Raw genomic sequence first — 26,051 nt, forward strand, 5'->3', positions numbered from 1 at the left:
TCTACGAATAAGAATTATTCTCATTGAAACCCATCAAGGAGATGCAACCCATGACTTATTTGATAGATGCCTGGCTGGACCGCCCACACCCTTACCTGCGGATCCTGCATCGGGAAACCGGCGAAGTCTGTGCGGTACTGGAAGAAGAAGCCCTGAATGAACTGCAGGATCAGGGTGATCTGGACGTCAACGGGCTGAGTTCAAGTGAACCTGGCGTGTTGAAGGAAGTGGTGCGCAATCTGTTTCTGTTCTGCTATGCCCGAGCGTTGCGCCCGACCACGGAGCTCAATGGCAAGTTTCATCCATGAGCGACACTACAAGCCATGAATGCACCGGCCTGATGTGGGAGTCGACGCTTCGACTTGCCCGCGATGCAGACGACTCGGTCAACCTTGCTACCGAGGTGATGCTATCGCAGGCAAGCCAGCTCCCATATCAAGCTGGCGTCAATGCTGCCCAGTCTTACAGAACGTCGAGCAGTTCGACGTCGAACACCAGAACGCTGTGCGGCGGGATGCTGCCAACGCCTTGAGCGCCGTAAGCCAGTTCGCTTGGCACGTACAGGCGCCATTTGCTGCCGGCATTCATCAGTTGCAGGGCTTCAGTCCAGCCAGCGATCACGCCGCCAACCGGGAATTCTGCAGGCTGGCCGCGCTCGTAGGAGCTGTCGAACACAGTGCCGTCGATCAGGGTGCCGTGGTAGTGAGTACGCACTTGGTCTTCACGGGTTGGCTTGGCGCCATCACCTGCGGTCAGCACTTCGAATTGCAGGCCGGAAGCCAGGGTGGTGATGCCATCACGCTTGGCGTTTTCAGCCAGGAACGCCAGGCCGGCGCCCGCTGCAGCTTCAGCCTTGGCAGCCGCTTCGGCTTGCATGATTTCGCGGATCACTTTGAAGCTGGCGGCCATCTGCTCTTGGTCCACACGGCTTGGCTTGCCAGCGAAGGCGTCGGTCAGGCCGGCCAGGATCGCGTCCAGGCTCACGCCCGGCGGCGGGTTGTCGCGCAGTTGGTCACCCAACTGACGGCCAATACCGTAGCTGACGCGGGTTTCGTCGGTGGACAGATTAACTTCGGACATGAAGAGGCTCCGCTGTAGGAAGACACCGAAAAAGCTGCATGAGCGCTGCGCTTCCCGTGTCCTCCAGAACTAAAAGGGCCAGCAGACTAGCACAGAAAACCTGCCCCTGATGAGCCCACCCCTGCCCCCTAGCTATCTACCGCTGCGCCGCCCGGGCGTCACCTCATGCTGAGGATTCACTTCATCATCATGAGGACTGTGCCGATGAGCACCCTGACCGAACCCACCCTTGAGCAGCTCGAGACCCAACTGCTCGAGATCGACCCGACACTGCGCGGCCAGACGCTGCGCCCCGTCCAATTACCACACACGCTCCAGGCGTTGGAAAAAGTGAACGCCACGCTCAAGCAAGCCAACGCGGCTTTCTTCACCCAGGCCCGCGCGCTCTACAACGGCCTTGCCGAAGACGACACCTCGCTCGCGCGCCTGAAAACCAATCTAGACCAGCAACTGCAAACCCTGGATGAAACCAGCCGCGTGGATGGCCAGGGCCGCAAGGCCTACATGACCTATACCGCCGGCAGCACCGCGCTGGAACAGGAAGCGCGCCTCAACGCCAAGGACTACCTGCTCACACCGTCCGACCAGCGCATGGTGGAAGACTGCTCCCGCGGCCCGGCGTTCCGTCCAGGCATGTATGCCCTGACGTTCACCTATCAGGAACAGACCGTGGCCTTTGCCGGCGCCTTCGTGCTCACGCGCCAGGCCAGCCCCGTGGTGAACGACTTGACCTCCGGCGAGCCGGTCGGTCCGGTGCTGCTTTTCATGCCATCCCGTGGCCTGGAACCCTTCGACTCGTTGCACGACCTCGACCAGGGCCTGCTGACAATCATGGCAACCGCCACCGACCGGGACGTGCTCACTCGCCACTTGCCTGTGGCTTATCAACATTTGGACAGCGCCGGTATCTGGCCCCTGGAACTGCAACCGATCACCGACCAGCCGCTGTTCGAATTCAGCTACCAGGCGCTGCTGGACAAACGCAGCCTCGACATCGAGGCCGCCCTGGCGAACCACACGCCTGCCACGCGGGTTCCATTGCTGGACGCCGCCATTCAGGCGGCGCTGCCCGACCTCTCCGAACGCCTGGAATTTCGCGCCCAACGCCTGCTGGAACAAGCCCTCTACAACCGTTTGCCCGTCTGGTTCCGCAATGCCGCAGCGACTGACCAACACGCGTTGATCGCGAAACTGGCGGACTACAATCAGGCCCGCCAGTTATTCCTCGACCTGTTCGGCCCCGCCGCCACACCACAGGCCCTGGCGCACTACCAACTGGTAGAGCGGCTGGCAGACGACCTGGATATCCACGACCTCGATCCGCATCAACTGCACATCACCACCCAGCGCAAGGTCGCCCTCGCCGGCGACTATGCACAACGCCATAACCTGGTGGCGTTGTCATTGGCAGGCCTGCACACCGACGACGGGTTGCCTGGCTCCGACTTCCTGCATCGCAGCCAACTCACCTACGCCGACGCGCCGTTGCAGGGGGATCATGCCCAACTGACTCCGCACGTGCTGGCCCTCCTGTTACAAGACCTGCATCCGCGCCTGGACTTTGCCGCCGAGCAAAAAAGCATGCTCGGTACGCCTGAAATCAAACAGGCGACAAGGACGCTGCTCGATCAACGCCTGCTCACGCTGGCGAGCCTCGCCAGGCTCCAGGGCCATCTGGACCCGGCCGATTACCGGCGCTTCGAACAACTGCGCGCCAATCTTCATCCGCACCTGCGGGCGCAACCGGTGCTGGTCCATGGCGCGCAACTCAAAGACCTGTGGGTACTGCGCGACGAAGATGCCAGCGGCCAGGTCAAGCGCCTGCTGCTATGCACACCCGAAGCCCCGCGCGCTCGGCAGTTCATGGCCTTCGACAGCCTGCGGGAATGCCAGGCCCACATCATCGGCTGGGCGGATGAAGCGTCCGGGGCGATGCGTGACTATGTGATCCAGCAAGTCCCCGTGCGCTTTCGTCCCAAGATGGCGACCTTCCTGAACAACCTGAGCTTTAAGCCAGGGGACGACGAGTATCAGGAAGTCACCTTCGGCCCGGCGTGTAACCATGCGGACTGCCTGGACGCGATGGTCGCCCATTGGCTCGAATCCCAGGCGCTGGACGACTACCAGCACAGCAGCCCACCCTGGTATCGAGCGGCGTCGGCAGCCGACCGAATCAAACTCACCAGCCTGGCCGAAGATGCCCAGGGCGCACAACGCGCCTACGATGCCCGGCCCGATTCGGAGGCGCGCCTGCCGACCTTTGAGGCGTATGTGCATGAACACGCCAAAGCCAGCCTCAATCGGCTGTTGGGGCGTAAGCAGAATGATGTCGATCCAGACACGGTTTTCGTCTACTCGCCCAAGCCGCTGCTGGGGCCGAAAACCGAAATGCCCTACACGCAGTTGTACCGCGACGGTTACGAAGACGGCGTGGGGTTCCTCGACGAAAAATTCTCCGCCAGCGCCACTTTCCGCGGCCTGGCTGGCGTGGACCTGAGCCCGCTGACCGCGCAGAACGTGGCCCGCTCAGTGACTGGGGTGTGGATCGGCCAGCGCTACACCGATCAGGTCCGTCTGCAACTGCAAGTCGATAGCCAGGGCTATGCCGAACGGCGCAACGCCATCCTGAAGATCAACCAACTGCAGATGAAAGGCGCGGCCCTTGAGTCGCGCCTGCAAGGCCATATCGCCAGTGTCGACCTCGCCTGGCTGGAGCGCGCCATCGATGGCCTGGGCGACACGGCCGTCAGCCAACGCAACAGCTACCGCGTGCACCGCGTATTCATCGACGGTGAATGGGTGATCGGCAACTACCTGTTCAGTCACGCCGACAACCCTACGCTGCTCTATACCCCGAACGCTCCAGATGGCATCAGTTTTCGCGAGGCCAGGCTGTTCAACTATCTGCTCAAGCAGGTCGACGGCATGCCGGCCTACTTCTGTGGGCGCGTGCCGACGCAGTCCCGATCGCGGGTCAGCGGATTTCTGGAGAGCGTGCGCAACGGCCTGCCCAGTGATATCAACCGCACGACGCCAAGCCCGGCCCGCTATGACGCGATCGCCCACGCGGCCCCCCTGGCCGATCTGCGCCATGAGTTCTACAACATGGCGCTGCAACGCAAGATCGACGACGTCAACGCCACGACGGGCAACCGCACGCAGATGATCACCGGCATTCTCTGGACCTGCGTGGAATGGCTGACCGCCGTCGCCACGATCCCATTCCCGCCCCTGAGCCTGAGCCTGGGCGGCCTGCTGGCATTCAAGGACGCCATGCTGGCGCTCAACGCCTATCAGCAGCGCGACAAAGGCATGGCGCTGCAGCACTTTCTCGGTTACTTGCTTAGCAGCGGCGGTGCCTTGCTGTTTGATTACCGCCAGGTTCTAAAGGGGACGTTCAATTTGCTGTCGCCCCTGCGTCCGTTGATTCCCGCCAGCAAGCAGGCCCTGAAAACCGCGGCACTCAAACCACTCAAAAGCACCGTGCCACCCGGCCTGCAACCCGTGCTGTTTGACGGCCAGACGCTATGGGCCGCGCAAAAGCCGGATGCGCTGGGACGGCATTTGCTTTACCGCCTGGACGCTTCGACGGGCGAGTATCGCTCGACAGCGCGTTTGGTCAGTCAGGACGCCAAGGGCCGTTGGACGCGCTCAGGCATGGCCGGCGGCGGACGCACGAGATATGAAAAGCTGCCGGAAGACGCCGAAAACCCGCTTGCCCCGTATGAGATCGCCCGCGACCAAAGCAAGAATTTGCGCACCGTGCTGGCGCCGGACTTCCTCAAGGAACAGACCGATTGGGGTTCCGGCCTGGACTTCGCCGCCCGTGCCAATGCCAGCACAGCACTGGCGCCACTCAAAGAGGCCTACCCCGCGCAGGTACAGCGGTTGAGCGCGGATGCCGAAGCCTTCTTCCAGGCGCTTGGCCCGCGTCCTGCACGGCCCGCCGAGCCGACATTCGCACCCGACGCCGCCCACGCTGACATTTTGCAAAACCTGTTCACGCCGCAAAAACGCCTGATTATCGGCGCCCACAACAACTCCATCGCCAGCAAGCAATTGCTTATCGAGAACATGCCAGCCCTGGCGGAGAAAGGCTTGAAGCGCCTATACATCGAAAACCTGCCAGCGGATATTTTCCGCAGCAAATTGCAGGTCCTGAATAAGCAGGTCAAAGGCGATATCGCCCGCGCACTCAAACAGGTGGAGGCGCACCTGGCCAACGTCGACGTGGCGCTCGGGCTGCACCGCCAAGCGCCCTTCAGTTACCGCCAACTGATGCTCAGCGCCCACCGCCACAACGTCGCAGTGGAGGGGTTAGATGGTTCGGCGTCATATCATCTGGAACAGGTATTGGCCCTGGGGGAAGGCGAGCGCCTTATCCCCCGCGCCAGCAAGCTCAGGAACTTCTATTCCCACAAAGTCATGGAGCGCGACGCGGCGGATGGGTGGATCGCGTTGGTCGAGCAAAATCGCCTTGGCACCTATGAGCAGGTGGCAGGCCTGGCCGACCTGCAGAACACCCTGGCCCTGCGCATCGCGGACGCAGCTCCGGGCCAACCGACGGGCATCTGGCCCGATGCAAATGTCGCCACCCAGGCGCGCGGTGACTACCGGCTGGCGCTGCCCACCGCTCATCACGTCCTCGCACAACAAGGTACATCGCGATTGTCGCAGGTCGGGATGGTGGCGACGCATTTCAATGAGTTCGATATCCCGCAGCATTTCCACGCGGACATCATGCAAATAGCCGGCGAGCCTCGCGGGTTGGACCCTCGCTACACGTCGCTGAACCTGGCCGCACCGCAAAAAGAGGCACTGCGAAGCTTTACTCAGATACGCAAAAAACTGCATGACCGTGCCAGCAGTTTTCTCGACACGTATACCCCCGCGGCGCGGCCATCCTTGGCTCATCTGACCACCGCAAACACCGAGACGGATTTCATCGAGCAGGTGTACAAATTCAAGCTGGGCCTGGTGATCGGCGAAGTGCATTCGACGGTATCGCCCAAGCAATTTCTGATCAAACACATGAAGTGGCTGAAGAAGCAGGGCGTCAAGACCCTCTATGTGGAACACCTGCTGACGGACATGCACCAGGCGCAATTGGAGAGTTTCCATAGCACCTTGAAGATGCCTGATCGTTTGCAACGCTACCTGAAGGCACAGGACCAGGGCCATATGTGGCGCTACACCGGCCCCAACACCTACACCAATGTACTGGCCGCCGCCAATAAGTACGGGCTCCGCATTCGGGCGCTGGACTGCACTGCCAGCTACCACACCAAGGGCATTGGCGACGCCAGCGAGCGCAATACCTTGTTCAGTTATTTCGCCAACGAAGTGATCAAGGCCGACCAGGCAGCACAAGGCGCGCACAAGTGGGTGGCGCTGATGGGCACGGCGCATACCGACACCTATTTTCTTGTGCCGGGCATCGCGCAATTGCAGGACGCCATCAGCCTGCATATCCACGATGTAGCGCCAAGCCTTGCGAAAGCGCTGCATCTCGGCGCTTGGGAAACGGCTGACGAAGCGGGTGGAATGGCCCTGCGCAGTGACTTCAAGCTGAGCGTAGGACTGCCCGGAAAACCGCTGCCACCGCCAGTACCACGGGCTGATCGCAGCACACTCAAACTGGCCGGCGAGTTCCTGATCGAGCGGCCCTCGGCGACTGAAATCTACCTGGTGCATCGTTCCAGAAATGAAGGTGTCGTAACCACCGCCATTCAAATCGACGACCGTGGGCGCTACTTCATTGACCGTTGGGACCGGCTCAAGGAACAACGTTTTCTGTACTTGGCGCAATTGATCGAGGCACTCAAGAGCCATCCGCCGCTGGGCATCGGGCCGGGTTTGCGCGCGGTCACCTGAGCCACGCCACACGGCCCCGCCCAATGCCAGGGGCGGGGCCGTTTTCGACCGCCGAGTCATTCGGGCGACAAAAGTATTTCAGGTTCACACATTGCCGCCGATACAGGCCTACATAACTCGGCTGGCCCCAACAACAACACCGTCCAGCACACCGAAATCATTCTTGCGGAGTATTCGATGAACAGCTGGTTCGGCAACATCAGCGTCAACCTCAAACTCGGCCTGGGCTTTGGCCTGGTGCTGGTTCTCACCTCGATCCTGGCCCTCACCGGCTGGACCAGCCTGGGCGGCCTGATCGACCGCAGCAACTGGATGAGCGACATCACCCAGCTCAACGCCTCCCTGACCAAACTGCGAATCGTGCGCCTGCAGTACATGCTCGCCAACGGCGACGAAGCCGTGGCGCAGAACGTACAGACCAACCTGGACACCTTCGTTGCCCAGCAACAGAAACTGCTGGACAGCTTCAAGAGCCCGGAAAACCTCAAGCTGCTCAACGAGCAGAAATCCATCATCACCGCTTATCAGCAATCGCTGAACAAAATGCGTGAGGCTTACCGTAACGGCAACGCCTCGCGCCAGTTGATGGGCGACAAGGCCGACATTGCCAATGCACAAATCAATGCGCTGGAGTCCAGCGTGAAGCAGATGCCTGACAGTTCGGAGCGCTTCGCACAGTTCCAGGCCGTCGCCGATGCCAAGATGCAATTCCAGTTGGCCCGCTACGAAGTGCGCGGCTACACCGGCAACGTCAACCCGGACACCGAAGCCCGCGCCGCCGAGCAAATCGAAAAAGCCATTGCAGGCTTGAAAGGCCTGAATACTGCCTTTGGCACCAGCCAGCAAAGCGCATTGACCGCATTGGAAACAGCCTTGGGTGCCTATCGCAGCGCCGTGCAAAACTACAAGGCCGCCAACGCCAACATCGTGTCCGCCCGTGCCGAGATGACCACCCAGGGCGCCGATATCGTTACGATCAGCGACAAATTGTATGAGATCCAACTGACCCGTCGCGACGCCGAAAGCGCCCAGGCCCGCAGCCTGCAGTTGATCAGCACACTGCTGGCGCTGCTGGTCGGCGTTATCGCCGCGTGGGTCATCACTCGCCAGATCACTCGCCCGATCCAGGACACCCTGGCCGTGGTGGAACGCATTGCCTCCGGCGACCTGAGCCACAACATCCAAGTGACCCGTCGCGATGAACTGGGTGTGCTGCAACAAGGCATCCAGCGCATGGGCACCACCTTGCGTGAGTTGATCAGCGGCATTCGCGACGGCGTGACGCAGATCGCCAGCGCCGCCGAGGAACTGTCGGCCGTGACCGAGCAGACCAGCGCCGGTGTGAACAGCCAGAAAATCGAGACCGACCAGGTCGCCACCGCGATGCACGAAATGACCGCCACCGTGCAGGAAGTGGCACGCAACGCCGAGCAAGCCTCCCTGGCCGCGGCCGATGCCGACGGCCAAGCCCGTGCCGGCGACAAAGTGGTCGCCGAGGCCATTGCCCAGATCGAGCGCCTGGCCGCTGAAGTGGCGCGCTCCACCGACGCCATGACCCATCTGCAACAAGAGAGCAACAAGATCGGCAGCGTGATGGACGTGATCAAGGCCGTGGCCGAACAGACCAACCTGCTGGCCCTCAACGCGGCGATTGAAGCGGCGCGTGCCGGTGAAGCCGGTCGTGGGTTTGCCGTGGTGGCCGATGAAGTGCGCGGCCTGGCCCAGCGCACCCAGAAATCCACTGAAGAAATCGAAGGCCTGGTCGCCGGCTTGCAGAACGGTACTCAGCAAGTCGCCGCGGTGATGAACAACAGCCGCAACCTCACCGACAGCAGCGTCGAGCTGACACGCAAGGCCGGTGTGTCCCTGGAAAACATCACCCGGACGGTGTCGAACATCCAGTCGATGAACCAGCAGATTGCCGCAGCGGCCGAGCAGCAAAGCGCCGTGGCTGAAGAAATCAGCCGCAGCATTGTGAATGTGCGCGATGTGTCGGAGCAGACGGCGACGGCGAGTGATGAGACGGCCAAGTCGAGTGTGGAACTGGCGCGGTTGGGTAGCCAGTTGCAGCAGATGGTCAGCCACTTCCGGGTTTAAGAAACCAAAAAGCCGCCTCGGACTAGACCGAAGCGGCTCCACTTCTCAGACCTTAACGGTCATCAAAGCTGTCCCGCAGGAACTTCCATACGTGATAAGCACGCAGGCAGTTCACTACGAGGTTCCATGTACGTCGTGCAAACTTAAACATACTCGGCCCTCCGTAAGTTGGGCCTTACCTCCAGCGCACTTACCGGAACACGTGAGCCTTCAGATACACGTCAATGCTTCCTTTGAGGCGGCCGGGTTTATGATCCTTCCACATGTATCCGGCACGGAGTGCAAGTCCGTGGCGGTCGGTCGAAATCTTCGCGTTAACCCAGCCAACCTGTAAAACGACGAACGTGAAACCGAGCCGATACTAACCCGACCTTCCAGCTGAAGGTGTGACGGTCGGCGCCCGAATACCCCCTTCAAATCTGTTGCTACTTTTTACAGATAATACTGATACATCAAAAAATGTAACCGCTCAGTATCAAACCTTGCATGACAGACTTCAGGGGCCTTAATATCGCGATGCACGTCATTGCTCCTTTGAAGCCGCAACCCCAGCCGCAAACTGGGATTGCAATAAAAAACCGCCCTACTAAGGCGGTTTTTTACTGCCTGCGATTTACCCCTCAGCCCTCACCTTCCTCGGCAAACACCACCCGATTCCCAAACGGGTCCTTGATGCTCATCTCGCGCGAGCCCCAAGGCGTGTCCTCAACCTCAGGCTTGGCATACCGGTAATCCTTGCCCGCCAATTGCTGCTGATAGGCGTCCACGCCCTGCGCCTGAATGCGTACCGCCGAACCAGGCGAGGCGTCGCCATGATGCTCAGTCAAATGCAGCACGCACTCACCCAGCGACACCTGCAGGTACAACGGATAATTCGCCTCGAAACGATGCTGCCAATCCACCTTGAATCCCAGGAAGTCGACGTAGAACTCCAATGCCTTGGCCTCGTCGAAAATCCGCAAAATGGGGGTGACTTTTCCTAAGTGCATGTATCCGCCTCCGTGTCTGAAAACCACAACTATAGAGGGTTTCCCGTGTTGAATGACAGATCGCAATCGCAGGCAAGCCAGCTCTCACTGTTGATCGCATTTATCCAGCCACATTCGGTCAACTGTGGGCGCTGGCTTGCCTGCGATGAACGATAACCCGGTCTATCGACCCACCACGAATCCACGGCGCAAATCCCCACTGCGCGCCAGGAAGCGACCTGCGCGCAGGCCTTTCGCATGCCCGTCGCTGTAGCTCAACACGCCATTGACCCACACACCATCGATGCCTTCCGCCGCCCGCTGTGGCTCTTTGAAATCCGCCACATCGCGCACGCGCAGCGGATCGAACAACACCAGGTCGGCCCAGTGCCCTTCACGGATTTCACCGCGCCCGGCCAAACCAAACCGCGCCGCCGACAAGCCGGTCATTTTGTGCACCGCCGTGTGCAGCGGAAACAACCCGACATCCCGGCTGAAATGCCCCAATACCCGTGGAAACGCCCCCCATAAACGCGGATGTGGAAACGGGTCTTCCGGCAGCCCATCCGACCCGACCATCGACAATGGATGCGCCAGGATCTTGCGCACATCTTCTTCATCCATCCCGTAATACACAGCCCCTGCCGGTTGCAGGCGGCGCGCTGCATCCATCAACGAAACGCCCCACTCGGCGGCGATGTCCTGCAAGTCGCGCCCGCCCAATTCGGGGTGCGGTGTCGACCAGGTGATGGTGATCCGAAACGCGTCAGTCACCTGCTTGAGGTCCAGGGTCGAAGAACTCGCCGCATAGGGATAACAATCACACCCCACTGGATGGGTTTTCGCAGCCGCTTCCAGCGATGCCAGCAGCTGCGGGCTACGCCCCCAATTCCCCGCGCCGGCGCATTTGAGGTGGGAAATAATCACCGGCGCCTTGGCATGCCGGCCAATCAAAAACGCCTCGTCCATCGCCTCCAGCACCGGCTCGAATTCACTGCGCAAATGGGTGGTGTACACCGCGCCAAACGCGGTGAGTTCTTCACTCAGTTGCAGCACTTCATCAGTCTCGGCATTGAACGCACTGGCATAGGCCAGGCCTGTGGATAAACCAAGGGCGCCGGCCTCGAGGCTTTCCTGCAACTGCACGCGCATGGCGGCGATCTCATCCAGCGAGGCGCTGCGGTGCAGGTCGTCCATATGGTTGCTGCGCAATGCTGTGTGGCCGATCAGTGCGGCGACGTTCACCGCCGGATGCGCCCCGTCCACCGCCGCGCGGTAGTCGGCAAACCGTGGGTAAATGAACGCCTCGCGCGTGCCCAACAAATTCATCGGGTCCGGTGGATCGCTGCGCAAACTCACCGGCGAGGCGCTGATGCCACAATTGCCGACGATCACCGTGGTCACACCCTGGCTGAGCTTGGGCAGCATTTGCGGATGGCGAATCACCACGGTGTCATCGTGGGTGTGCACGTCGATAAAACCCGGCGCCAGCACGCGTCCCATGGCGTCGATTTCATGCTCGGCCACGGCCGCCGACAAGTCACCGATCGTCTCGATGCGCCCGTCGCGCAACCCCACATCAGCAACGTAGCCGGGCGTATTGCGACCATCGATGATCAGCGCCTGGCGTATCAACGTGTCGTACTTCATATCAGTCTCCAAGCGGCAGGCTGTCGGGGCCGCCGCGGTAATCGTCCAGGGCCAGCTTGATCCGGCGCAGGCGTTCCTGGTTGTCGTCGGGCATGGCCAGCGCCAGCTCGGTGGCGAGCAGGTCGATGGCCAGCAGCATGCCGTAGCGCGCGGCGGTGGGCTTGTAGATAAAACTGGTTTCGGCCGGTTGTAACGGCAGCAGCACATCCGCCAACTGGGCCAAGGGCGAATCGGCCAGGGTGATGGCGACGATACGCGCGTCGTAGTTGCGCGCCAGTTCCACCACGTCCAGTAACTCAGGGGTGAGGCCGGTCAGGGAACACACAATCAATGCATGCTCCGGGCCCAAGGTCGCTGCCGTGACGCGCATCATCACTGGGTCATGACAAGCCGCAATCGGATAGCCCAGGCGCACCAAGCGCACCTGTAATTCATCGCTGCACAAGCTCGACGGGCCGCCCATGCCGAACGCGTGGATCATCCGTGCCTTGCCCAGCAGGCTGACCGCGTCAACGAAACTCGCCTGGTTGAAGCCCGACAAGTGCTGACGCAACGTCGCCTCGATATCACCCAGAATCTGCCGATGAAACGCCGACTGTTCCGGCAACCCGGCAGGGTCCAGGAAGCGGCTGCCGACGCCACTGGCTTGGGCCAATTGCAGGCGCAAGTCGCGTAAATCCCGGCAGCCCACACTGCGCGCAAACCGCGACAAGGTCGCCGTGCTGACCTCGGCCCGCTGGGACAACGCTTCCAGGCTGGCCGAAGCGGCAAAGCCTACGTCCTCCAGCATCAGCCTGGCGATACGCCCTTCACCGGCGCTGAAGGAATCCTGGCGGGCGCGGATCTGGTAGAGGATGTCCATGGGGTCTCCGGGTTACAAAATGCAGGACAGACCGTACGTCAGACCAAAGGCGACAAGAGAGATCAATGTCTCCAGCACAGTCCAGGTCTTGAAGGTCTGGATCACCGTCATATTGAAGTATTCCTTGATCAGCCAGAAGCCGCCGTCGTTCACGTGGGAAAAGATCACCGAACCCGCGCCGGTGGCCAGCACCAGCAATTCGGGGTGTGGATAACCCAGGCCCATGGCGACCGGCGCCACCACGCCGGAGGCGGTGGTCATAGCGACAGTGGCAGAGCCTGTAGCAATACGCATCAGTGCAGCGAACAGCCAACCCATCACCAGCGGCGACAGATGGAAGGCATGGGCCAACCCGAGGATTTCGTTGGTGACGCCAGCGTCCACAAGGATTCGATTCAACCCGCCGCCCGCGCCCACCAGCAAAGTGATACTGGCGGTCGGCGCCAGGCACTCATTGGTAAACCTGAGGATCGACTCGCGGTTGAAGCCCTGGGCCAGGCCCAAGGTCCAGAAACTGACCAAAGTCGCCACCAACAACGCGATCACCGAGTTACCGATAAACAGCAGGAATTGATTAAAGCCCGTGCCCGGCGTGGAAATCACGTTGGCCCAGCCGCCAATCATCATCAACACCACCGGCAACAGGATAGTGCCCATGGTCAGCGCGAAGCTCGGCAGGCGCGTACGCGGTTCGCGGTCGATGAACTGGCGTTCCAGCGGGTTTTCCGCCGGCAGGTGAATACGCGGCACGATGAATTTGGCATAGACCGGGCCGGCAATGATTGCCGTGGGAATGCCGATCAAAATCGCATACAGCACGGTCTGCCCTACCGAGGCGTTGTACGCCAGTACCGCCATCATCGCCGCCGGGTGCGGCGGCACCAGCGCATGCACCACCGATAAACCGGCGACCATCGGCAAGCCGACCATCAGGATCGACACGCCCACGCGCCGCGCCACGGTAAAGGCGATCGGCACCAGCAACACAAAACCGACTTCGAAAAACAGCGGCAGCCCCACCAGGAACGCGATGCACACCATCGCCCAGTGCGCGTTGCGTTCGCCAAACCGGTTGATCAGCGTGCGCGCCACCTGCTCGGCACCGCCAGACTCGGCCATCATCTTGCCCAGCATGGTGCCCAGCGCCACCACCAAAGCAATATGCCCCAGGGTCTTGCCGACGCCTGCCTCGTAGGAACCCATGATGGTATCCGCCGGCATCCCGGCCATCAGCGCCAGGCCGATGGACACCAGGGTGATGACGATAAACGGGTTGAGCCGGTAACGTGCAATCAGCACGATCAAAGCAATGATGGCGATGGCAGCGTATGCCAATAGCCCGAAGCCCGGTGATGCGGCCATGCGGTACTCCTCGGAAAGGGTCACATCGAGTTGGTTGTGAAACTCATAAATCATTACCGAAAGGCACTTTCAAATTCTATGAAAGTAATTTTCGCCCACAGGTAAGCGCTGTCGCATTGGGGTATGCGCGACAGCCGTGCATGAAAATTCGGGGGGTGTTCTTACATGAGGTTCAGAAAAGACTGGAAACTCAACGCGAGCGCTTGAGTCATAGAATGCACATCCCTCGAAGCCCAGGAAAATCGACCATGATTCGCACATCCCTTGCTGCCAGTACCGTGCTTCTCGCCCTGTGTGGCACTGCTTCAGCCGCCGACAACGCGGCCTTGAAAAAATGCATGGACGGCGCCAACACGACCGTAGAAATGGTCAGTTGCAACGTCAAGGAAGCCAAGGTCCAGGACACGCGCCTGAACAAGGCCTACAAAACCGCCCTCGCCGCCCAGAAAGGCTCGCGCAAGCAACAACTGCAAGACGTGCAGCGCCTGTGGATAAAGTACCGTGACGCCAATTGCGCCTTCGCAGGGTCCGCCACCGGCGGCACCATCGACCAGGTCAACGGTACCGGCTGCATGCTAGACATGACCCAGACCCGCGCCCAGGAACTGGAAAACCTGGTCGGGCCGTGATCACTTACTCATGATGTACCCGGGCGCGCTTGAGCAACTTCTTGCAGCGCTCGGACAAATGCAGCACCCGCAGATGCTTGCCAGCCTTGGTGTAGCGCTCGCGCAGGGTCATCAGTGCAGCAATCGCCGAGTAATCGACAAAGCTCAGGTGGCGGCAATCCAGCGTCACCTGGTCCGGATCATTGGCCGGATCGAATTGATTCAGGAACGGCGTGGTCGAGGCAAAGAACAGCGTGCCGTGCAGGCGATAGAGCTTGCTGCCATCGGCCTCCAGATGTTCATCGGCATACAACTCGCGCGCTTGTTGCCAGGCGAAATTCAACGCCGCGATCACAATGCCGCACAGCACCGCCGTGGCCAGATCGGTGAACACCGTGATCACCGTCACCGCGATAATCACCAGCACGTCATTGAGCGGCACTTTGTTGATCACGCGCAACGACGCCCAGGCGAAAGTCTGTTGCGACACCACAAACATCACCCCCACCAGCGCCGCCAGCGGAATCCGCTCGATAAACGGCGACAGAAACAGAATGAACAGCAAGATCATCACCCCGGCAAACACCCCGGAGAAACGCCCGCGCCCGCCGGAGCTGAGGTTAATCACGGTTTGCCCGATCATCGCGCAACCGCCCATGCCGCCGAACAGGCCCGAGACCATATTCGCTGCACCCAGGGCCACGCTTTCGCGGTCGGGGTAGCCACGGGTCTCAGTGATTTCGTCGGTGAGGTTGAGGGTGAGCAGGGTTTCCAACAGACCAACCATCGCCATCAGGAACGCGTAGGGCGCGATGATGCCGAGGGTTTCCAGGGTCCAGGGGATTTGCGGCAGCGCAAACGTTGGCAGGCCGCCGGCGATGTGGGCCATGTCGCCAAGGGTGCGGGTCGGCAGGCCAAGGAGGTAGACCGCCAGGCCGACGCCGAGGATCGCCACCAACGCGGGCGGCACGGCACGGGTGATGCGCGGCAGCAGGTAGACGATGGCCATGGTCACCAGCACCAGGCCGGCCATCACGTACAGCGGCGTACCGCTGAGCCAGGTCTCACCACTTTTGAAATGCTCCAACTGTGCCAGGGCGATGATAATCGCCAGGCCGTTGACGAAGCCGAGCATCACCGGGTGCGGCACCATGCGCACCAGCTTGCCCAGGCGCAGCAGGCCGAAAGCAACCATGATTAACCCGCCCAGCAATACCGTGGCCAGCAGATACTCCACGCCGTGTTGCACCACCAACGCAACAATCACGACGGCCATCGAGCCTGCCGCACCGGACACCATGCCGGGGCGACCACCAAACAACGCCGTGAGGGTGCAGATGATAAAAGCGCCGTAGAGCCCCATCAACGGGTTGAGATGGGCCACCAGGGCAAAGGCGATGCATTCGGGCAGCAACGCAAAAGACGTGGTGAGGCCGGCCAGGGCATCGGCGCGCAGACGGATGAGGTTCATGAGGTACCAGGGTAATGCGGGGGATAAGGCGGGGAATGGTACGGAATTGAGCGCGGTGGGGCCAGTGTCGGGTGAGCCCGTCAGACCGAGTGGCCCCTACCGCAGGCAAGCCAGCTCCCACATTTGAATGTATTCACAAATCAAAATGTGGAGCTGGCTTGCCTGCGAAGGCAGCACCTCGGTCTCAAGTGACCATCACACCATCTCGTGGCGAATCCACTCCACAACGCAAGTCCGCTTCGGCGCCCAGCCCAACAGTTCACGGGCATGCTTGCCCCGCACGCGGCTGTTGGAGCCCAAACCATAATTCGCCATTTCATAGCCCCACTCGGCCTCGGCGTCGGCCAGTGGCCAATCCTGCGGTTTACCCAGTTTCAAGGCTTCGGCAATGGCCGTGGTCATGTCGATAAACGACGCCTCGCCGCTTTCCACGAAGTAAAAAGTGCCTGGCACATTCTTGGCCAGCGCCAGCACGTACAGCGCAACCACGTCTTCAATATGCACATTGGACCAAATGTTCTGCCCGCTGCCCACATGACGCACCACCCCGCTCTTGCGGGCTTGCTTGAGCAGACGCGGCAATTGCACGCTGTCGCGCTTCACGCCCAGGCTGTGGCCGTAGATCAACGTGTTGCAGATCACTGCCGAATTCACACCGTCCTGAGCGGCGGCCAGGATCAGGTTATCGATGGCGACACGGGCAGCTTTATCGACAGTCGGTTCAGGAAGGTTGTCTTCGAAGTAAATGACATCACTTTCTTTGCCGCCCGACGCATCACCGACGATGCTCGAACCGCTGGTGTGCAGGAACGGCTTGTTCGAGCCCTTCAATGCCGCCAGCAGGGTTTCAACGGCCACACGATGGTCGCTGCTCGCGGCATTGATCACCGCATCGGCCTTTTGCGCCTGCTCGGTCAACACCGCGCTGTCATCCAGGGTGCCGATTACCGGGGTGATGCCCAGGGCGGTCAGCTCGGCGGCTTGTTCGGCGCTGCGTACCAGGCCGGTAACGGTGTGGCCGGCCTTGACCAGGCCAGTGGCGATGGAACCACCGATAAAACCTGCTGCGCCGGTAACGAATACGTTCATGGAGAGTGCTCCTGACTGGGTAAGTAATGGCCGCATTGTTACGGCACCCGACCTGTCGAATAAGCCCCATTCACCCAATTCATTCTTGCGTGGAGGTCAAGAATCCCGTAGCAGCTGCCAAGCGCCAGCGAGGCTGCGTTTGCAGCACCGCCGTTTGAGCCTGGCACATAATCGAGTCGCGCCTGACGCAGCCTCGCTGGCGCTCGACAGCTGCTACGGTTGCCTTTGTGCACTACTTAGCAGGCATACCGCGCCAGCTTGGCCTGGATAAAGTCGAGGAAACACTGGATACGCAACGCCAGTTGCGAGTTGCGGTAGAACACCGCGTGGATCGGTTGGCGATAGCCACTGTTGAACGCTTCCAGCACCGGCACCAGGCGCCCGGCGTCGATGTCGGCGACGGTCATGAAGTTCGACAGGCAGCAAATACCCTGGCCCTCCAGCGCCAACTGGCGCACGGTCTCGCCGCTGGAGGCGGCCACGCTGGGTTGGATCAGCCAGCGGTCACCGTCTGCATGGCGCAGCGGCCAGTGGTTGAGGGTTTCAGTCTGGGTGAACCCCAGCAAGGTGTGGTCCGCCAACTCAGCGACCGTGCTCGGCACGCCGTATTGCTTGAGGTAGTCGGGGCTGGCGAGGATATGCAGCGGCGTACTGCCAAGGGCCCGTGCATGCAGGGTGGAATCGGCCAGGGCGCCGATGCGAATAGCGATGTCGGTGCTTTGCTCAAGCAAATCGATAATCAGATCATCGCTGTTCAGCTCCAGCTGGATCTGCGGGTAGAGGCTGCGAAACTCGGCGATGTACGGCACGATGCCATGCAGCATGAACGGCACGGCGGCATTGATGCGCAGACGCCCGGCGGGCTTTTTCTGGCGCGACGACAGGCGTTCCTCCAGCTCATCCATCTGCGCCAGGATCACCTTGGCCTGCTCGAAGAAGTACTTGCCCTCCTCGGTCAGGTCCATGCGCCGCGTGGTGCGGTTGATCAGCGTGGTGTCGAGCTTGGCTTCCAGGCGCGACAAGGTGCGGCTGACCGCCGAGGGCGTCTGCCCGACCTGTTCGGCGGCGGCGGAAATCGAACCGCACTCAATCACGCTGACGAAGATCTGTAGCTCATCGGATCGGGCTTTCACACGCTGTCCTCTCTCATCGGTTCGCAGCAGCTTACACCGAGAGATTGAACTGCCGCGCCCTCAACCACTGATCAGCAGGTGAGCGCCCAATAGCGCCATGCCGATGAAAAATACGCGTTTGAACAGCACCGCACTGATGCGCTGGCGCAGCGCCTGGCCGAGCCACATGCCCAGCAGCGCCGGCACCAGCGCCAGCAGCGACGCGTTGATTTCGCCACCGCCCAGGGTGCCGCGCCAGGCTAAACCGGTGGCCAGTGCCAGGGTCGATACGGTGAACGACAGCCCCAGCGCCTGCACCAACGGGTCGCGGTTCAAGCCCAGGGCTTGCAGATACGGCACCGCAGGAATCACGAATACGCCAGTCGCCGAGGTAATGACGCCTGTGATCACTCCGCACAGAGGGCCGAGCCAGCGTTCGGTCTGGGGCTTGACCTTGAACGTGGGCAGGAACAATCCGCTGAGTGCGTAAAGTAGCAACGCCCCGCCCAATGCATGAACCACCCAGCCACCACCGTCCATGCCCAACCACAAAGTACCAAACCCAGTGCCGAGAAATATCAGCAGAAGCATCGGCCATAAACGTTTGGTCAACCCGCTCAAGTGGCCGCCGACCGCCAATTGCCAGAGGTTGGTGACCGTCGATGGAATGATCAGTAATGCCGCAGCCTGCGCCGGCAACATAGCCAGGCCGAGCAGGCCCATGGCGACGGTGGGAAGTCCGAGGCCGATCACGCCTTTGAAGGTGCCGGCCAGCAGGAAGGTGCCGATCACCAGCAGGGTCAGCGCCGGGCCGATATTTTGGTAGAAGGCGAGGAAGGTATTCATGGAGGGATTGTGCGGCTTTTCGATGAGGGGTGAAATTCGCCATATACTGAGGCAGCCTCTTGTTTTGTGTGAGGCTGATGCCGTCATCGCAGGCAAGCCAGCTCCCACCGTTGAATGTGCTCACAAATCAAATGTGGGAGCTGGCTTGCCTGCGATGAGGCCAGTCCAATCACAGGGAAACCCCGCCATGCACTTTGACCTGATCGACCTGCGCCTCTACCTGCACATCCTCGACACCGGCAACATTACCGCCGGCGCCGCCCGCAGCCATCTATCATTGGCCGCCGCCAGCGCTCGCATTCGCGCAATGGAGGCCTCACTGGGCATCGAATTCCTTGAACGTGGCCGCCGAGGCGTAACGCCAACACCTGCCGGCAAAGCATTGGCCCGCCACGCCCGCCTGCTCTTGCAACAGGCCGAGCACCTGCAACAGGACCTGGCGGAATACGCCAACGGCATCAAAGGCCAGCTGCGCCTGCTGTGCAACACCACCGCCCTCAGCGAATACCTGCCCGAGCTGCTGGCGGACTTTTTGCGCGAGCACCCCAACCTCGATATTGACCTGCAAGAGCTTCCGAGCCTGCGCATCACCCAGGCCTTGCGTCAGGGCACGGCGGACCTTGGGATCATTTCCGACGCCGTAGACACCCACGGCCTGCAGACCCTGGCGTTTCGTGACGATCCGCTGGTGCTGATCATGCCGCTGGATCATCCGCTGACGACGCAACACGTGAGCTTCATCGCCAGCCTGCAACACGACTTCGTAGGCCTCGCCGCCAACAGCGCGCTGTCGGTGTACTTGGAAGAACAGGCGCTGCACGCAGGCTTTCGCTTGCAGACCCGCATCCGTGCCGAGGGTTTTGATGGCGTCATTCGCATGGTCGCCCGTGGCGCCGGCCTGGGTATCGTGCCCCAGGCCGCACTGGAGCGTGGGCAGCAAGAACGTCGCTTCAAGGCCCAACCGTTGCAAGAGGATTGGGCCTGCCGAAAGCTGCTGCTATGTGCGCGCTCGTTCGAACACCTGCCGGGCTACGCCAAAGCCTTGTTCGAGGCCTTGGCCCTGCCTTTGCGGAAAAACACGTAATACACCGCCGACAGAATCAATAGAAACGGCACACCAAACACCAGCGTCATCTTGAACGCCTCGGTGAAATAGGTGGTGATCATCACCGCGCCCATCAGCACCAGTCCCAGCAGGGTGCTGTACGGGAACAGCCGCAGCTGGAAGGATAACTTCGGCCCGCCGTGACGCTTGCGATAGCGCCGGAAAAACAGGTGCGTGAGGAAGATCATGAACCAGGTGAAGATCGCGCCAAACATCGAAATCGCCATCATCAAGGTGAACGAACTTTCCGGGTACACCACATTGAGCAGCGTCGCCAGGGCGATGCCCGAGCTGGACAGCAACAACGCGTTCAACGGAATGCCGCTCTTACTCAAGGCGCCCATGGACGTGGGCGCAAAGCCGGCGCGGGACAAGCTGAACATCATGCGCGTGGTGATGTAGAGCTGGCTGTTCATGGCCGACAGCGCCGCAATCAGAATTACAAAATTCATCACCCCGGTGGCGCCGGGAATGCCGATGGTCTGCATCACTGTGACGAATGGGCTTTGGGTTTGCCCGGCCTGGTTCCACGGCACGATGGCCAGCATCAGCGCCAGGGTCAGCAGATAAAACACCACCAGGCGCACGATGGTGGCGCGGAAGGCTTTCTTCACTGCTTGTTCCGGGTCCGCCGCTTCACCGGCAGCCACCGCGATCATCTCCACGCTCAAGTAGCTGAAGATCGACACGATCACCGCGATCCACATGCCGCTCAAGCCATGGGGGAAAAAGCCGTCATGGGCCGTGTAGTGCTGCACGCCGTAGTCCGGGTTGCCGGAGCCGAACACCACGTACACCGCGAGAATAATAAAGCCGACGATGGCGCTGATCTTGATTGTCGAGAACCAGTATTCGAAGTTGCCGAAGGTCTTCACGCTGATCGCGTTGAGCACAATCAGCACGCTGGAAAACGACACGATCCACACCCATTCCGGTACGTTGGCGAACCAGTACTTCATGTACATCGCCACCGCCGTGACCTCGGCCCCCACCGCCAGCACAATCGCTGCCCAGTAGGCATACCGCACCAGAAAGCCCGCCAGCGGGCTGATATAGAACTCGGCGTAGGCGCCAAAGGAGCCCGAGGTGGAATGCGCCACGGTCATTTCCGCCAGACAGCCCATCAACAGCAAGGTGATCAGCGCGCCGATGGCGTAGCTCACCAGCACGCTGGGCCCGGCATAACCGATGGCGTAGGCGCTGCCCATGAACAGCCCGGTGCCGATGGCGCCACCGATGGCGATCATGCTCATCTGGCCGGAAGTGAGCTGGCGCCGCAGGCCCAGTTCGCGGTGGGTGATCTCTGCAAAGCCGTTGTCTGGCGTAGTCACGTGGTGTGCCCCTTTATTATTGTGAGGGTTGTTGCTGGCGCTGAACCCTGTGGGAGCTGGCTTGCCTGCGATGGCGATGGTGAATTCACTGCCGTCATCGCAGGCAAGCCAGCTCCCACATTGGATTTGGGTTGTGCTTAAGTGACGCTGTTTCGGACTTTGTATTGCGGCTGGTCCCAGGTGTGGTTGTCGAGGATGTCGCCGAGGATTTCCACCGCATCGAATACCTCGGTAAAGCGGGTGTACAGCGGGGTAAAACCAAAGCGCATGATGCGCGGCTCACGGTAATCGCCGATCACTCCACGGGCGATCAAGGCCTGGATCACTGCGTAGCCTTCGGGGTGTTCAAAGCTCACATGGCTGCCGCGCCTGGCGTGCTCACGCGGGGTGATCAGTGCCAGACCATGGGCGCCGCAGCGGGCCTCGACCAGGGCGATAAACAGGTCAGTCAGGGCCAGGGATTTGCTGCGCAGACTCGCCATGTCGGTTTGGGCAAAAATTTCCAGGCCGCATTCCACCATGGCCAGCGAGGTAATCGGCTGGGTGCCGCACAAGTAACGCGCGATGCCTGCGCTCGGTGCGTAAGTCGTCTCCATGGCGAACTGGCGGTTGTGCCCGAACCAGCCGGACAACGGCTGGCGCACCTCATCCACCAACGCCGGGTTGACCCATACAAACGCCTGGGAGCCCGGGCCACCGTTAAGGTATTTGTAGGTGCAGCCAATCGCATAGTCGGCACCGGCCTGATGCAGGTCGATGGGCACGGCACCTGCCGAATGCGCCAGGTCCCAGATACTCAACGCGCCACATTCATGGCTCAGGGCGGTCAGCGACTGCATGTCGTACATGTGGCCGGTCTTGTAGTTGACGTGGGTGAGCATCACCACCGCCACGTCCTCGTCGATGGCCTGGGGCAATTCGTCCGGGCTGTTTACCAGGCGCAGGGAATAACCTTGCTGCAGCAGCTCGGCCAGGCCCTCGGCGATGTACAAATCGGTAGGAAAGTTGCTCGCTTCGCTGACGATCACTTTGCGATGAGGCTGGCGTTGACGTTGCACAGTCAACGCCGCGCTGAGCACCTTGAACAGGTTGATCGAGGTGGTATCGGTGATCACCACTTCGCCGTCATGCGCACCAATCAGCGGCGCCAGGCGGTTGCCCAGGCGCTGGGACAACTCCGCCCAACCGGCGCTGTTCCAGCTGCGAATCAGGCCATTGCCCCATTCTTCGGCAATCACCGCCTGCGCCCGCGCCAGCGCCGCCACCGGACGCGCGCCGAGGGAGTTGCCGTCGAGGTAGATCACGCCCTCAGGCAAGGCGAACTGACGGCGCAACGGCGCCAACGGGTCCTGCGCATCGAGGGCTTGGCAATGGCTTCGGGTGGTCATGGGTTGTCCTGGTTTTTATAAGTGAGAATGGACCAAATAATGAACGAAGTTTTAGAGAATTTTCGTGCAAAGTGGTAGGTAACAGGCTAATTAAGCTGTAGGAAATTCGAATTTAACCCCCAAACACGCGGATTTATTCTAACCATGATTCTCGACGCCACCGACCTGCGCCTCCTGCATTTCCTGCAACAGGATGGCCGTATCAGCAACCAGGAGCTGGCGGAAAAAGTTGCCTTGTCGCCTTCCGCCTGCCTGCGCCGTTTGCGCCTGTTGGAGAGTGAGGGAATCATCAGCGGCTACCGCGCAGTGCTGAATGCCGAGCAATTGGGAATCGAGCTGGAAGCCATCGTCCACCTGTCGTTACGCCAGGACGTGGAGGATTGGCATGAGACGTTTATCAAGAAGGTGCAGGGCTGGCCGGAAGTCGCCAGTGCCTATGTGATCACGGGCGCCAGCAACTATGTGCTGCGCGTGCAGGCGAGGAATCTGAAGCACTTTTCCGACTTTATCGTGAACCACTTGAACCGCACGGCGGGGGTGATGGATATCCGTTCGGAGATTGTGTTGCAGAAGATCAAGGATCGGGATGAGGTGCTGGATCTGGTCATCCGCAAATAGCGCCAACCACAAAACCCTGTGGAAGCTGGCTTGCCTGCGATAGCGATGGTGCATTCGCCACCGCTATCGCAGGCAAGCCAGCGCCCACATTTTTAACCGCGTTTAGTCTTCGAGGGCGCGTACGCGTTGCATGCGCTTTTGCTCTAACGGCGCCTCAGCCACCTGCAATTCAAAGTCAAAATCAATCTGCGCAAACCGCCCCTCCACGCCAAACTCCTGCGCCAGTTGCGGGTCGTCACTGAAGCGAATCTGCGCAATCAATTCATCCCGCGTGGCGTAGGCAAAATCATCATGCAGGTACGGGTCATCCGACAGGTTGATCTGCGTGGTCAGGTGCCGATGCCCCGGCGCCGAGATAAAGAAGTGGATATGCGCCGGCCGCTGTCCGTGACGCCCGAGTTGATCGAGCAGTTGCTGGGTCGGCCCGCTCGGCGGGCAACCGTACCCCGACGGCACGATGCTGCGAAAACGGTAGTTGCCCTGGGCATCGGTCTCGATGCGACGGCGCAGGTTGAATTCGGATTGCGTCGGGTCGAACCACGAATACGTACCCCCGGTGTTGGCCTGCCACACATCCACAATCGCCCCCGCCAACGGCTTGCCATCGATGTCACGCACCTGCCCGCGCATGAACAGCGGCACCGCATCATCCTTGCCATCATCCAGCCGTGCCTCGTACTTCGACAACGGTGCCCCGGCCACGTACAACGGGCCTTCGATGGTGCGCGGGGTGCCGCCGGACTTGCCGGCCTCTTCATCGGCGGCGTCCATCAACAGGTCCAGGTAATGCTCCAGGCCCAACCCGGCGGCGAGTAAACCGGCTTCCTGGTTTTTGCCCAGCTCGTTGAGGTAGTTGACCGCTTTCCAGAACTCTTCCGGGGTCACCTCCAGGTCTTCGATGATGTTCACGGTGTCACGCAGGATCCGGTAGATCAGCGCTTTAGTGCGTGGATTGCCGCCGTCGTTAAGGTTGCCGCTGGCTTCTTCGAGAAACTGTTGGGCATGGGCAGTCTGGGATAGTCGGGTGGACATGGTGCATTCCTCATCTTGTAGTTATTGGTTTGAACATCGGCCTAGCGGTCATCCTCATGGATCGACGAAGGGTGACGGCACAAGGCATTCACTTCGATAGCCATGTAGGGGTAAAGCGGCAGCTGCATCAGCAGGTCGTGCAGTTCCTGCACACTGTCGACGTCAAACACGCTGTAGTTGGCGTAGTGCCCGGCAATGCGCCACAGGTGGCGCCATTTGCCGTCTTGTTGCAGGCGTTGCGCCAAGGCTTTCTCATCGGCCTTGAGGCTGGCTGCACGTTCGGGGTTCATGTCGACGGGCAGGTTCACGGTCATTTTTACGTGGAACAACATGGAAGACGCCTCTTAGTGTTTGTCACGACGGAAGAACGCCAGGCGCTCCTCATCGATGGCCAGGCCCAGGCCCGGTGCGTTGGAGACATGCAGCCGAAAATCGCGATAAACCAGCGGCTCGGTGAGGATGTCTTCGGTCAGCAGCAACGGACCGAACAGTTCGGTGTCCCACGCCAGTTTGTTCAGCGTGAGAAAGGCATGCGCAGAAGCCAGCGTGCCGATACCGCCCTCGAGCATGGTGCCGCCGTACAGGCCAATACCCGCCGCCTCGGCAATCGCAGCCGTGCGCAACACTGCGCGGGGGCCGCCGTTCTTGGCGATTTTAAGGGCGAACACCGACGCCGCGCCTTCGCGGGCCAGGTTGAAGGCATCCTCGACACACTCAATGGACTCATCGGCCATGATCGGCGCCGGGCTCGACAGGTTGAGCCGGGCCATGCCGCCACGGTTATTGCGTGAGATCGGTTGTTCGATCAGGTCGACCCCGTTGTCGCCGAGCACCTTGCACGCCCGCAGTGCCACGGCTTCATCCCACGCCTGGTTGACGTCGACACGCACACTGGCACGGTCGCCCAGGGCCTTTTTGATCGCGATCACATGGGCCAGGTCATGGCTGACTTCGCCCGCACCAATCTTCAATTTGAAGATGCGGTGGCGGCGCAGGTCGAGCATCTTTTCTGCCTCGGCAATGTCCTTTTCGGTGTTGCCGCTGGCCAGGGTCCAGGCCACCGGCAACGCGTCACGCACACGGCCGCCGAGCAACTCGCTGACCGGCAGGTTCAGGCGTTTGCCCAGCGCGTCGAGCAAGGCGCTTTCGATACCGGACTTGGCAAAGGTGTTGCCGCGAATGCTGCGTTCCAGGCGCAACATGGCCGCGTTGATATTGCTCGCGTCTTGGCCAATCAACAGCGGTGCGAAGTGGCGGTCGATGTTGACCTTGATGCTGTCGGGGCTTTCATTGCCGTAGCTCAGGCCGCCAATGGTAGTGGCTTCGCCGATGCCTTCGATACCGTCGGCGCAGCGCAGGCGGATGATCACCAGCGTCTGATTTTGCATCGTGTGCATCGCCAACTTGTGCGGGCGAATGGTGGGGAGGTCGACGATGACGGTGTCGATCGACTCAATGGCGCAAATCGGCATGGCTATACCCGTTGGGTTCTTTTTAGAGTTGCGCCGATTCTGTTCCGCATCTTTCGAGGCTTCCAATATAGAATTAGTCTCGACCA

20 protein-coding genes and 1 pseudogene are annotated in these 26,051 nt (G+C 60.7%); 7 read left to right on the forward strand and 14 right to left on the reverse strand.

Going from position 1 to position 26,051, the window contains the following annotated elements; translation table 11 throughout:
• Positions 1-50 precede the first annotated feature (50 nt).
• Positions 51-308, forward strand: coding sequence for a PA4570 family protein (locus tag AB4O35_RS01110; protein WP_024077374.1), 258 nt, complete (start codon positions 51-53; stop codon positions 306-308).
• A gap of 154 nt (positions 309-462) precedes the next feature.
• Here AB4O35_RS01110 and AB4O35_RS01115 read toward each other — a convergent pair whose 3' ends face one another.
• A complete protein-coding gene (locus tag AB4O35_RS01115; protein ID WP_003176055.1) occupies positions 463-1,080 on the reverse strand; it encodes an FKBP-type peptidyl-prolyl cis-trans isomerase in 618 nt (205 codons plus the stop codon).
• Between the two features lie 204 nt (positions 1,081-1,284).
• Between AB4O35_RS01115 and AB4O35_RS01120 the strand changes: the two genes are divergently transcribed.
• From AB4O35_RS01120 to AB4O35_RS01130, 3 genes and pseudogenes are all read left to right on the forward strand, one after another.
• A complete protein-coding gene (locus tag AB4O35_RS01120) occupies positions 1,285-6,954 on the forward strand; it encodes a membrane-targeted effector domain-containing toxin (protein WP_083207106.1) in 5,670 nt (1,889 codons plus the stop codon).
• Positions 6,955-7,266: 312 nt separating this feature from the next.
• Positions 7,267-8,196: pseudogene (locus AB4O35_RS01125) on the forward strand (methyl-accepting chemotaxis protein); the annotation flags it as partial.
• Positions 8,188-9,051, forward strand: a complete 864-nt coding sequence (locus AB4O35_RS01130) for a methyl-accepting chemotaxis protein (RefSeq protein ID WP_371905354.1) — start codon at positions 8,188-8,190, stop codon at positions 9,049-9,051. The pseudogene AB4O35_RS01125 and the gene AB4O35_RS01130, both read left to right, overlap by 9 nt.
• A gap of 620 nt (positions 9,052-9,671) precedes the next feature.
• Here AB4O35_RS01130 and AB4O35_RS01135 read toward each other — a convergent pair.
• The 4 genes from AB4O35_RS01135 to AB4O35_RS01150 form a co-directional block, all read right to left on the reverse strand.
• Positions 9,672-10,040 carry a glyoxalase superfamily protein gene (locus AB4O35_RS01135; RefSeq protein ID WP_065874682.1) on the reverse strand — a complete coding sequence of 123 codons (369 nt, stop codon included), beginning with the start codon at positions 10,038-10,040 and terminating at the stop codon, positions 9,672-9,674.
• A 162-nt stretch (positions 10,041-10,202) separates the two neighbouring features.
• Positions 10,203-11,669: an N-acyl-D-amino-acid deacylase family protein gene (locus AB4O35_RS01140; protein ID WP_065945776.1), complete on the reverse strand. Its 1,467-nt coding sequence runs from the start codon at positions 11,667-11,669 to the stop codon at positions 10,203-10,205.
• A gap of 1 nt (position 11,670) precedes the next feature.
• On the reverse strand, positions 11,671-12,531 hold the full coding sequence (locus AB4O35_RS01145) for a MurR/RpiR family transcriptional regulator (RefSeq protein ID WP_065874680.1): 861 nt from the start codon (positions 12,529-12,531) through the stop codon (positions 11,671-11,673).
• Positions 12,532-12,543: 12 nt separating this feature from the next.
• Entirely contained in the window at positions 12,544-13,893 is a 1,350-nt protein-coding gene (locus AB4O35_RS01150; RefSeq protein WP_065874688.1) for a GntT/GntP/DsdX family permease, read from the reverse strand.
• A 248-nt stretch (positions 13,894-14,141) separates the two neighbouring features.
• Here AB4O35_RS01150 and AB4O35_RS01155 point away from each other — a divergent pair, with 248 nt between their 5' ends.
• On the forward strand, positions 14,142-14,522 hold the full coding sequence (locus AB4O35_RS01155; RefSeq protein WP_065945775.1) for a lysozyme inhibitor LprI family protein: 381 nt from the start codon (positions 14,142-14,144) through the stop codon (positions 14,520-14,522).
• Positions 14,523-14,526: 4 nt separating this feature from the next.
• Here the strand turns inward: AB4O35_RS01155 and AB4O35_RS01160 are convergent, their stop codons facing one another.
• The 4 genes from AB4O35_RS01160 to AB4O35_RS01175 all read right to left on the reverse strand — a co-directional run bounded on the left by AB4O35_RS01160 (position 14,527) and on the right by AB4O35_RS01175 (position 19,019).
• Positions 14,527-15,972, reverse strand: coding sequence for a SulP family inorganic anion transporter (locus tag AB4O35_RS01160; RefSeq protein ID WP_065880725.1), 1,446 nt, complete (start codon positions 15,970-15,972; stop codon positions 14,527-14,529).
• Positions 15,973-16,167: 195 nt separating this feature from the next.
• Positions 16,168-17,061: an NAD-dependent epimerase/dehydratase family protein gene (locus AB4O35_RS01165; RefSeq protein ID WP_065890041.1), complete on the reverse strand. Its 894-nt coding sequence runs from the start codon at positions 17,059-17,061 to the stop codon at positions 16,168-16,170.
• A 236-nt stretch (positions 17,062-17,297) separates the two neighbouring features.
• Entirely contained in the window at positions 17,298-18,194 is an 897-nt protein-coding gene (locus AB4O35_RS01170) for a LysR family transcriptional regulator (protein WP_065880724.1), read from the reverse strand.
• A gap of 60 nt (positions 18,195-18,254) precedes the next feature.
• Positions 18,255-19,019 (reverse strand): sulfite exporter TauE/SafE family protein, encoded by a 765-nt coding sequence (locus tag AB4O35_RS01175; RefSeq protein ID WP_065945774.1) that lies wholly within the window; start codon positions 19,017-19,019, stop codon positions 18,255-18,257.
• Between the two features lie 187 nt (positions 19,020-19,206).
• Between AB4O35_RS01175 and AB4O35_RS01180 the strand changes: the two genes are divergently transcribed.
• Positions 19,207-20,103 carry a LysR substrate-binding domain-containing protein gene (locus AB4O35_RS01180; protein ID WP_065880722.1) on the forward strand — a complete coding sequence of 299 codons (897 nt, stop codon included), beginning with the start codon at positions 19,207-19,209 and terminating at the stop codon, positions 20,101-20,103.
• Here the strand turns inward: AB4O35_RS01180 and AB4O35_RS01185 are convergent.
• The gene (locus AB4O35_RS01185) at positions 20,049-21,455 is read right to left on the reverse strand and encodes an amino acid permease (RefSeq protein ID WP_065880721.1); all 1,407 of its coding nucleotides are present in this window, start codon (positions 21,453-21,455) and stop codon (positions 20,049-20,051) included. The two genes, AB4O35_RS01180 and AB4O35_RS01185, sit on opposite strands and share 55 nt — an antisense overlap.
• Before the next feature lie 137 nt (positions 21,456-21,592).
• Positions 21,593-22,843: a kynureninase gene (gene kynU, locus AB4O35_RS01190; RefSeq protein ID WP_065945773.1), complete on the reverse strand. Its 1,251-nt coding sequence runs from the start codon at positions 22,841-22,843 to the stop codon at positions 21,593-21,595.
• A gap of 144 nt (positions 22,844-22,987) precedes the next feature.
• On the opposite strand from kynU, the gene AB4O35_RS01195 reads away from it, so the two are divergent.
• On the forward strand, positions 22,988-23,461 hold the full coding sequence (locus AB4O35_RS01195; protein WP_016974903.1) for an Lrp/AsnC family transcriptional regulator: 474 nt from the start codon (positions 22,988-22,990) through the stop codon (positions 23,459-23,461).
• A 102-nt stretch (positions 23,462-23,563) separates the two neighbouring features.
• Here the strand turns inward: AB4O35_RS01195 and catA are convergent, their stop codons facing one another.
• The 3 genes from catA to AB4O35_RS01210 are packed head-to-tail and all read right to left on the reverse strand — an operon-like array spanning position 23,564 to position 25,965.
• The gene (gene catA, locus AB4O35_RS01200) at positions 23,564-24,493 is read right to left on the reverse strand and encodes a catechol 1,2-dioxygenase (protein WP_065880719.1); all 930 of its coding nucleotides are present in this window, start codon (positions 24,491-24,493) and stop codon (positions 23,564-23,566) included.
• A 41-nt stretch (positions 24,494-24,534) separates the two neighbouring features.
• Complete coding sequence (gene catC, locus AB4O35_RS01205; RefSeq protein WP_065874670.1) at positions 24,535-24,825, reverse strand: muconolactone Delta-isomerase; 291 nt, start codon at positions 24,823-24,825, stop codon at positions 24,535-24,537.
• A 12-nt stretch (positions 24,826-24,837) separates the two neighbouring features.
• The gene (locus AB4O35_RS01210) at positions 24,838-25,965 is read right to left on the reverse strand and encodes a muconate cycloisomerase family protein (RefSeq protein ID WP_065880718.1); all 1,128 of its coding nucleotides are present in this window, start codon (positions 25,963-25,965) and stop codon (positions 24,838-24,840) included.
• Positions 25,966-26,051: the final 86 nt, after the last annotated feature.

The sequence above is a fragment of the Pseudomonas sp. H1_A03 genome (assembly GCF_054685145.1).

Bases quoted from the DNA above. Each gene is read 5' to 3' on its own strand.
- AB4O35_RS01160 (WP_065880725.1), bottom strand. From the start codon at position 15,972: ATGAACCTCATCCGTCTGCGCGCCGATGCCCTGGCCGGCCTCACCACG.
- AB4O35_RS01150 (WP_065874688.1), bottom strand. From the start codon at position 13,893: ATGGCCGCATCACCGGGCTTCGGGCTATTGGCATACGCTGCCATCGCC.
- kynU (WP_065945773.1), bottom strand. From the start codon at position 22,843: ATGACCACCCGAAGCCATTGCCAAGCCCTCGATGCGCAGGACCCGTTG.
- AB4O35_RS01110 (WP_024077374.1), top strand. From the start codon at position 51: ATGACTTATTTGATAGATGCCTGGCTGGACCGCCCACACCCTTACCTG.
- catA (WP_065880719.1), bottom strand. From the start codon at position 24,493: ATGTCCACCCGACTATCCCAGACTGCCCATGCCCAACAGTTTCTCGAA.
- AB4O35_RS01115 (WP_003176055.1), bottom strand. From the start codon at position 1,080: ATGTCCGAAGTTAATCTGTCCACCGACGAAACCCGCGTCAGCTACGGT.
- AB4O35_RS01140 (WP_065945776.1), bottom strand. From the start codon at position 11,669: ATGAAGTACGACACGTTGATACGCCAGGCGCTGATCATCGATGGTCGC.
- AB4O35_RS01135 (WP_065874682.1), bottom strand. From the start codon at position 10,040: ATGCACTTAGGAAAAGTCACCCCCATTTTGCGGATTTTCGACGAGGCC.
- AB4O35_RS01165 (WP_065890041.1), bottom strand. From the start codon at position 17,061: ATGAACGTATTCGTTACCGGCGCAGCAGGTTTTATCGGTGGTTCCATC.
- AB4O35_RS01195 (WP_016974903.1), top strand. From the start codon at position 22,988: ATGATTCTCGACGCCACCGACCTGCGCCTCCTGCATTTCCTGCAACAG.
- AB4O35_RS01145 (WP_065874680.1), bottom strand. From the start codon at position 12,531: ATGGACATCCTCTACCAGATCCGCGCCCGCCAGGATTCCTTCAGCGCC.
- AB4O35_RS01155 (WP_065945775.1), top strand. From the start codon at position 14,142: ATGATTCGCACATCCCTTGCTGCCAGTACCGTGCTTCTCGCCCTGTGT.
- AB4O35_RS01175 (WP_065945774.1), bottom strand. From the start codon at position 19,019: ATGAATACCTTCCTCGCCTTCTACCAAAATATCGGCCCGGCGCTGACC.
- AB4O35_RS01210 (WP_065880718.1), bottom strand. From the start codon at position 25,965: ATGCCGATTTGCGCCATTGAGTCGATCGACACCGTCATCGTCGACCTC.
- catC (WP_065874670.1), bottom strand. From the start codon at position 24,825: ATGTTGTTCCACGTAAAAATGACCGTGAACCTGCCCGTCGACATGAAC.
- AB4O35_RS01130 (WP_371905354.1), top strand. From the start codon at position 8,188: ATGGGCACCACCTTGCGTGAGTTGATCAGCGGCATTCGCGACGGCGTG.
- AB4O35_RS01120 (WP_083207106.1), top strand. From the start codon at position 1,285: ATGAGCACCCTGACCGAACCCACCCTTGAGCAGCTCGAGACCCAACTG.
- AB4O35_RS01180 (WP_065880722.1), top strand. From the start codon at position 19,207: ATGCACTTTGACCTGATCGACCTGCGCCTCTACCTGCACATCCTCGAC.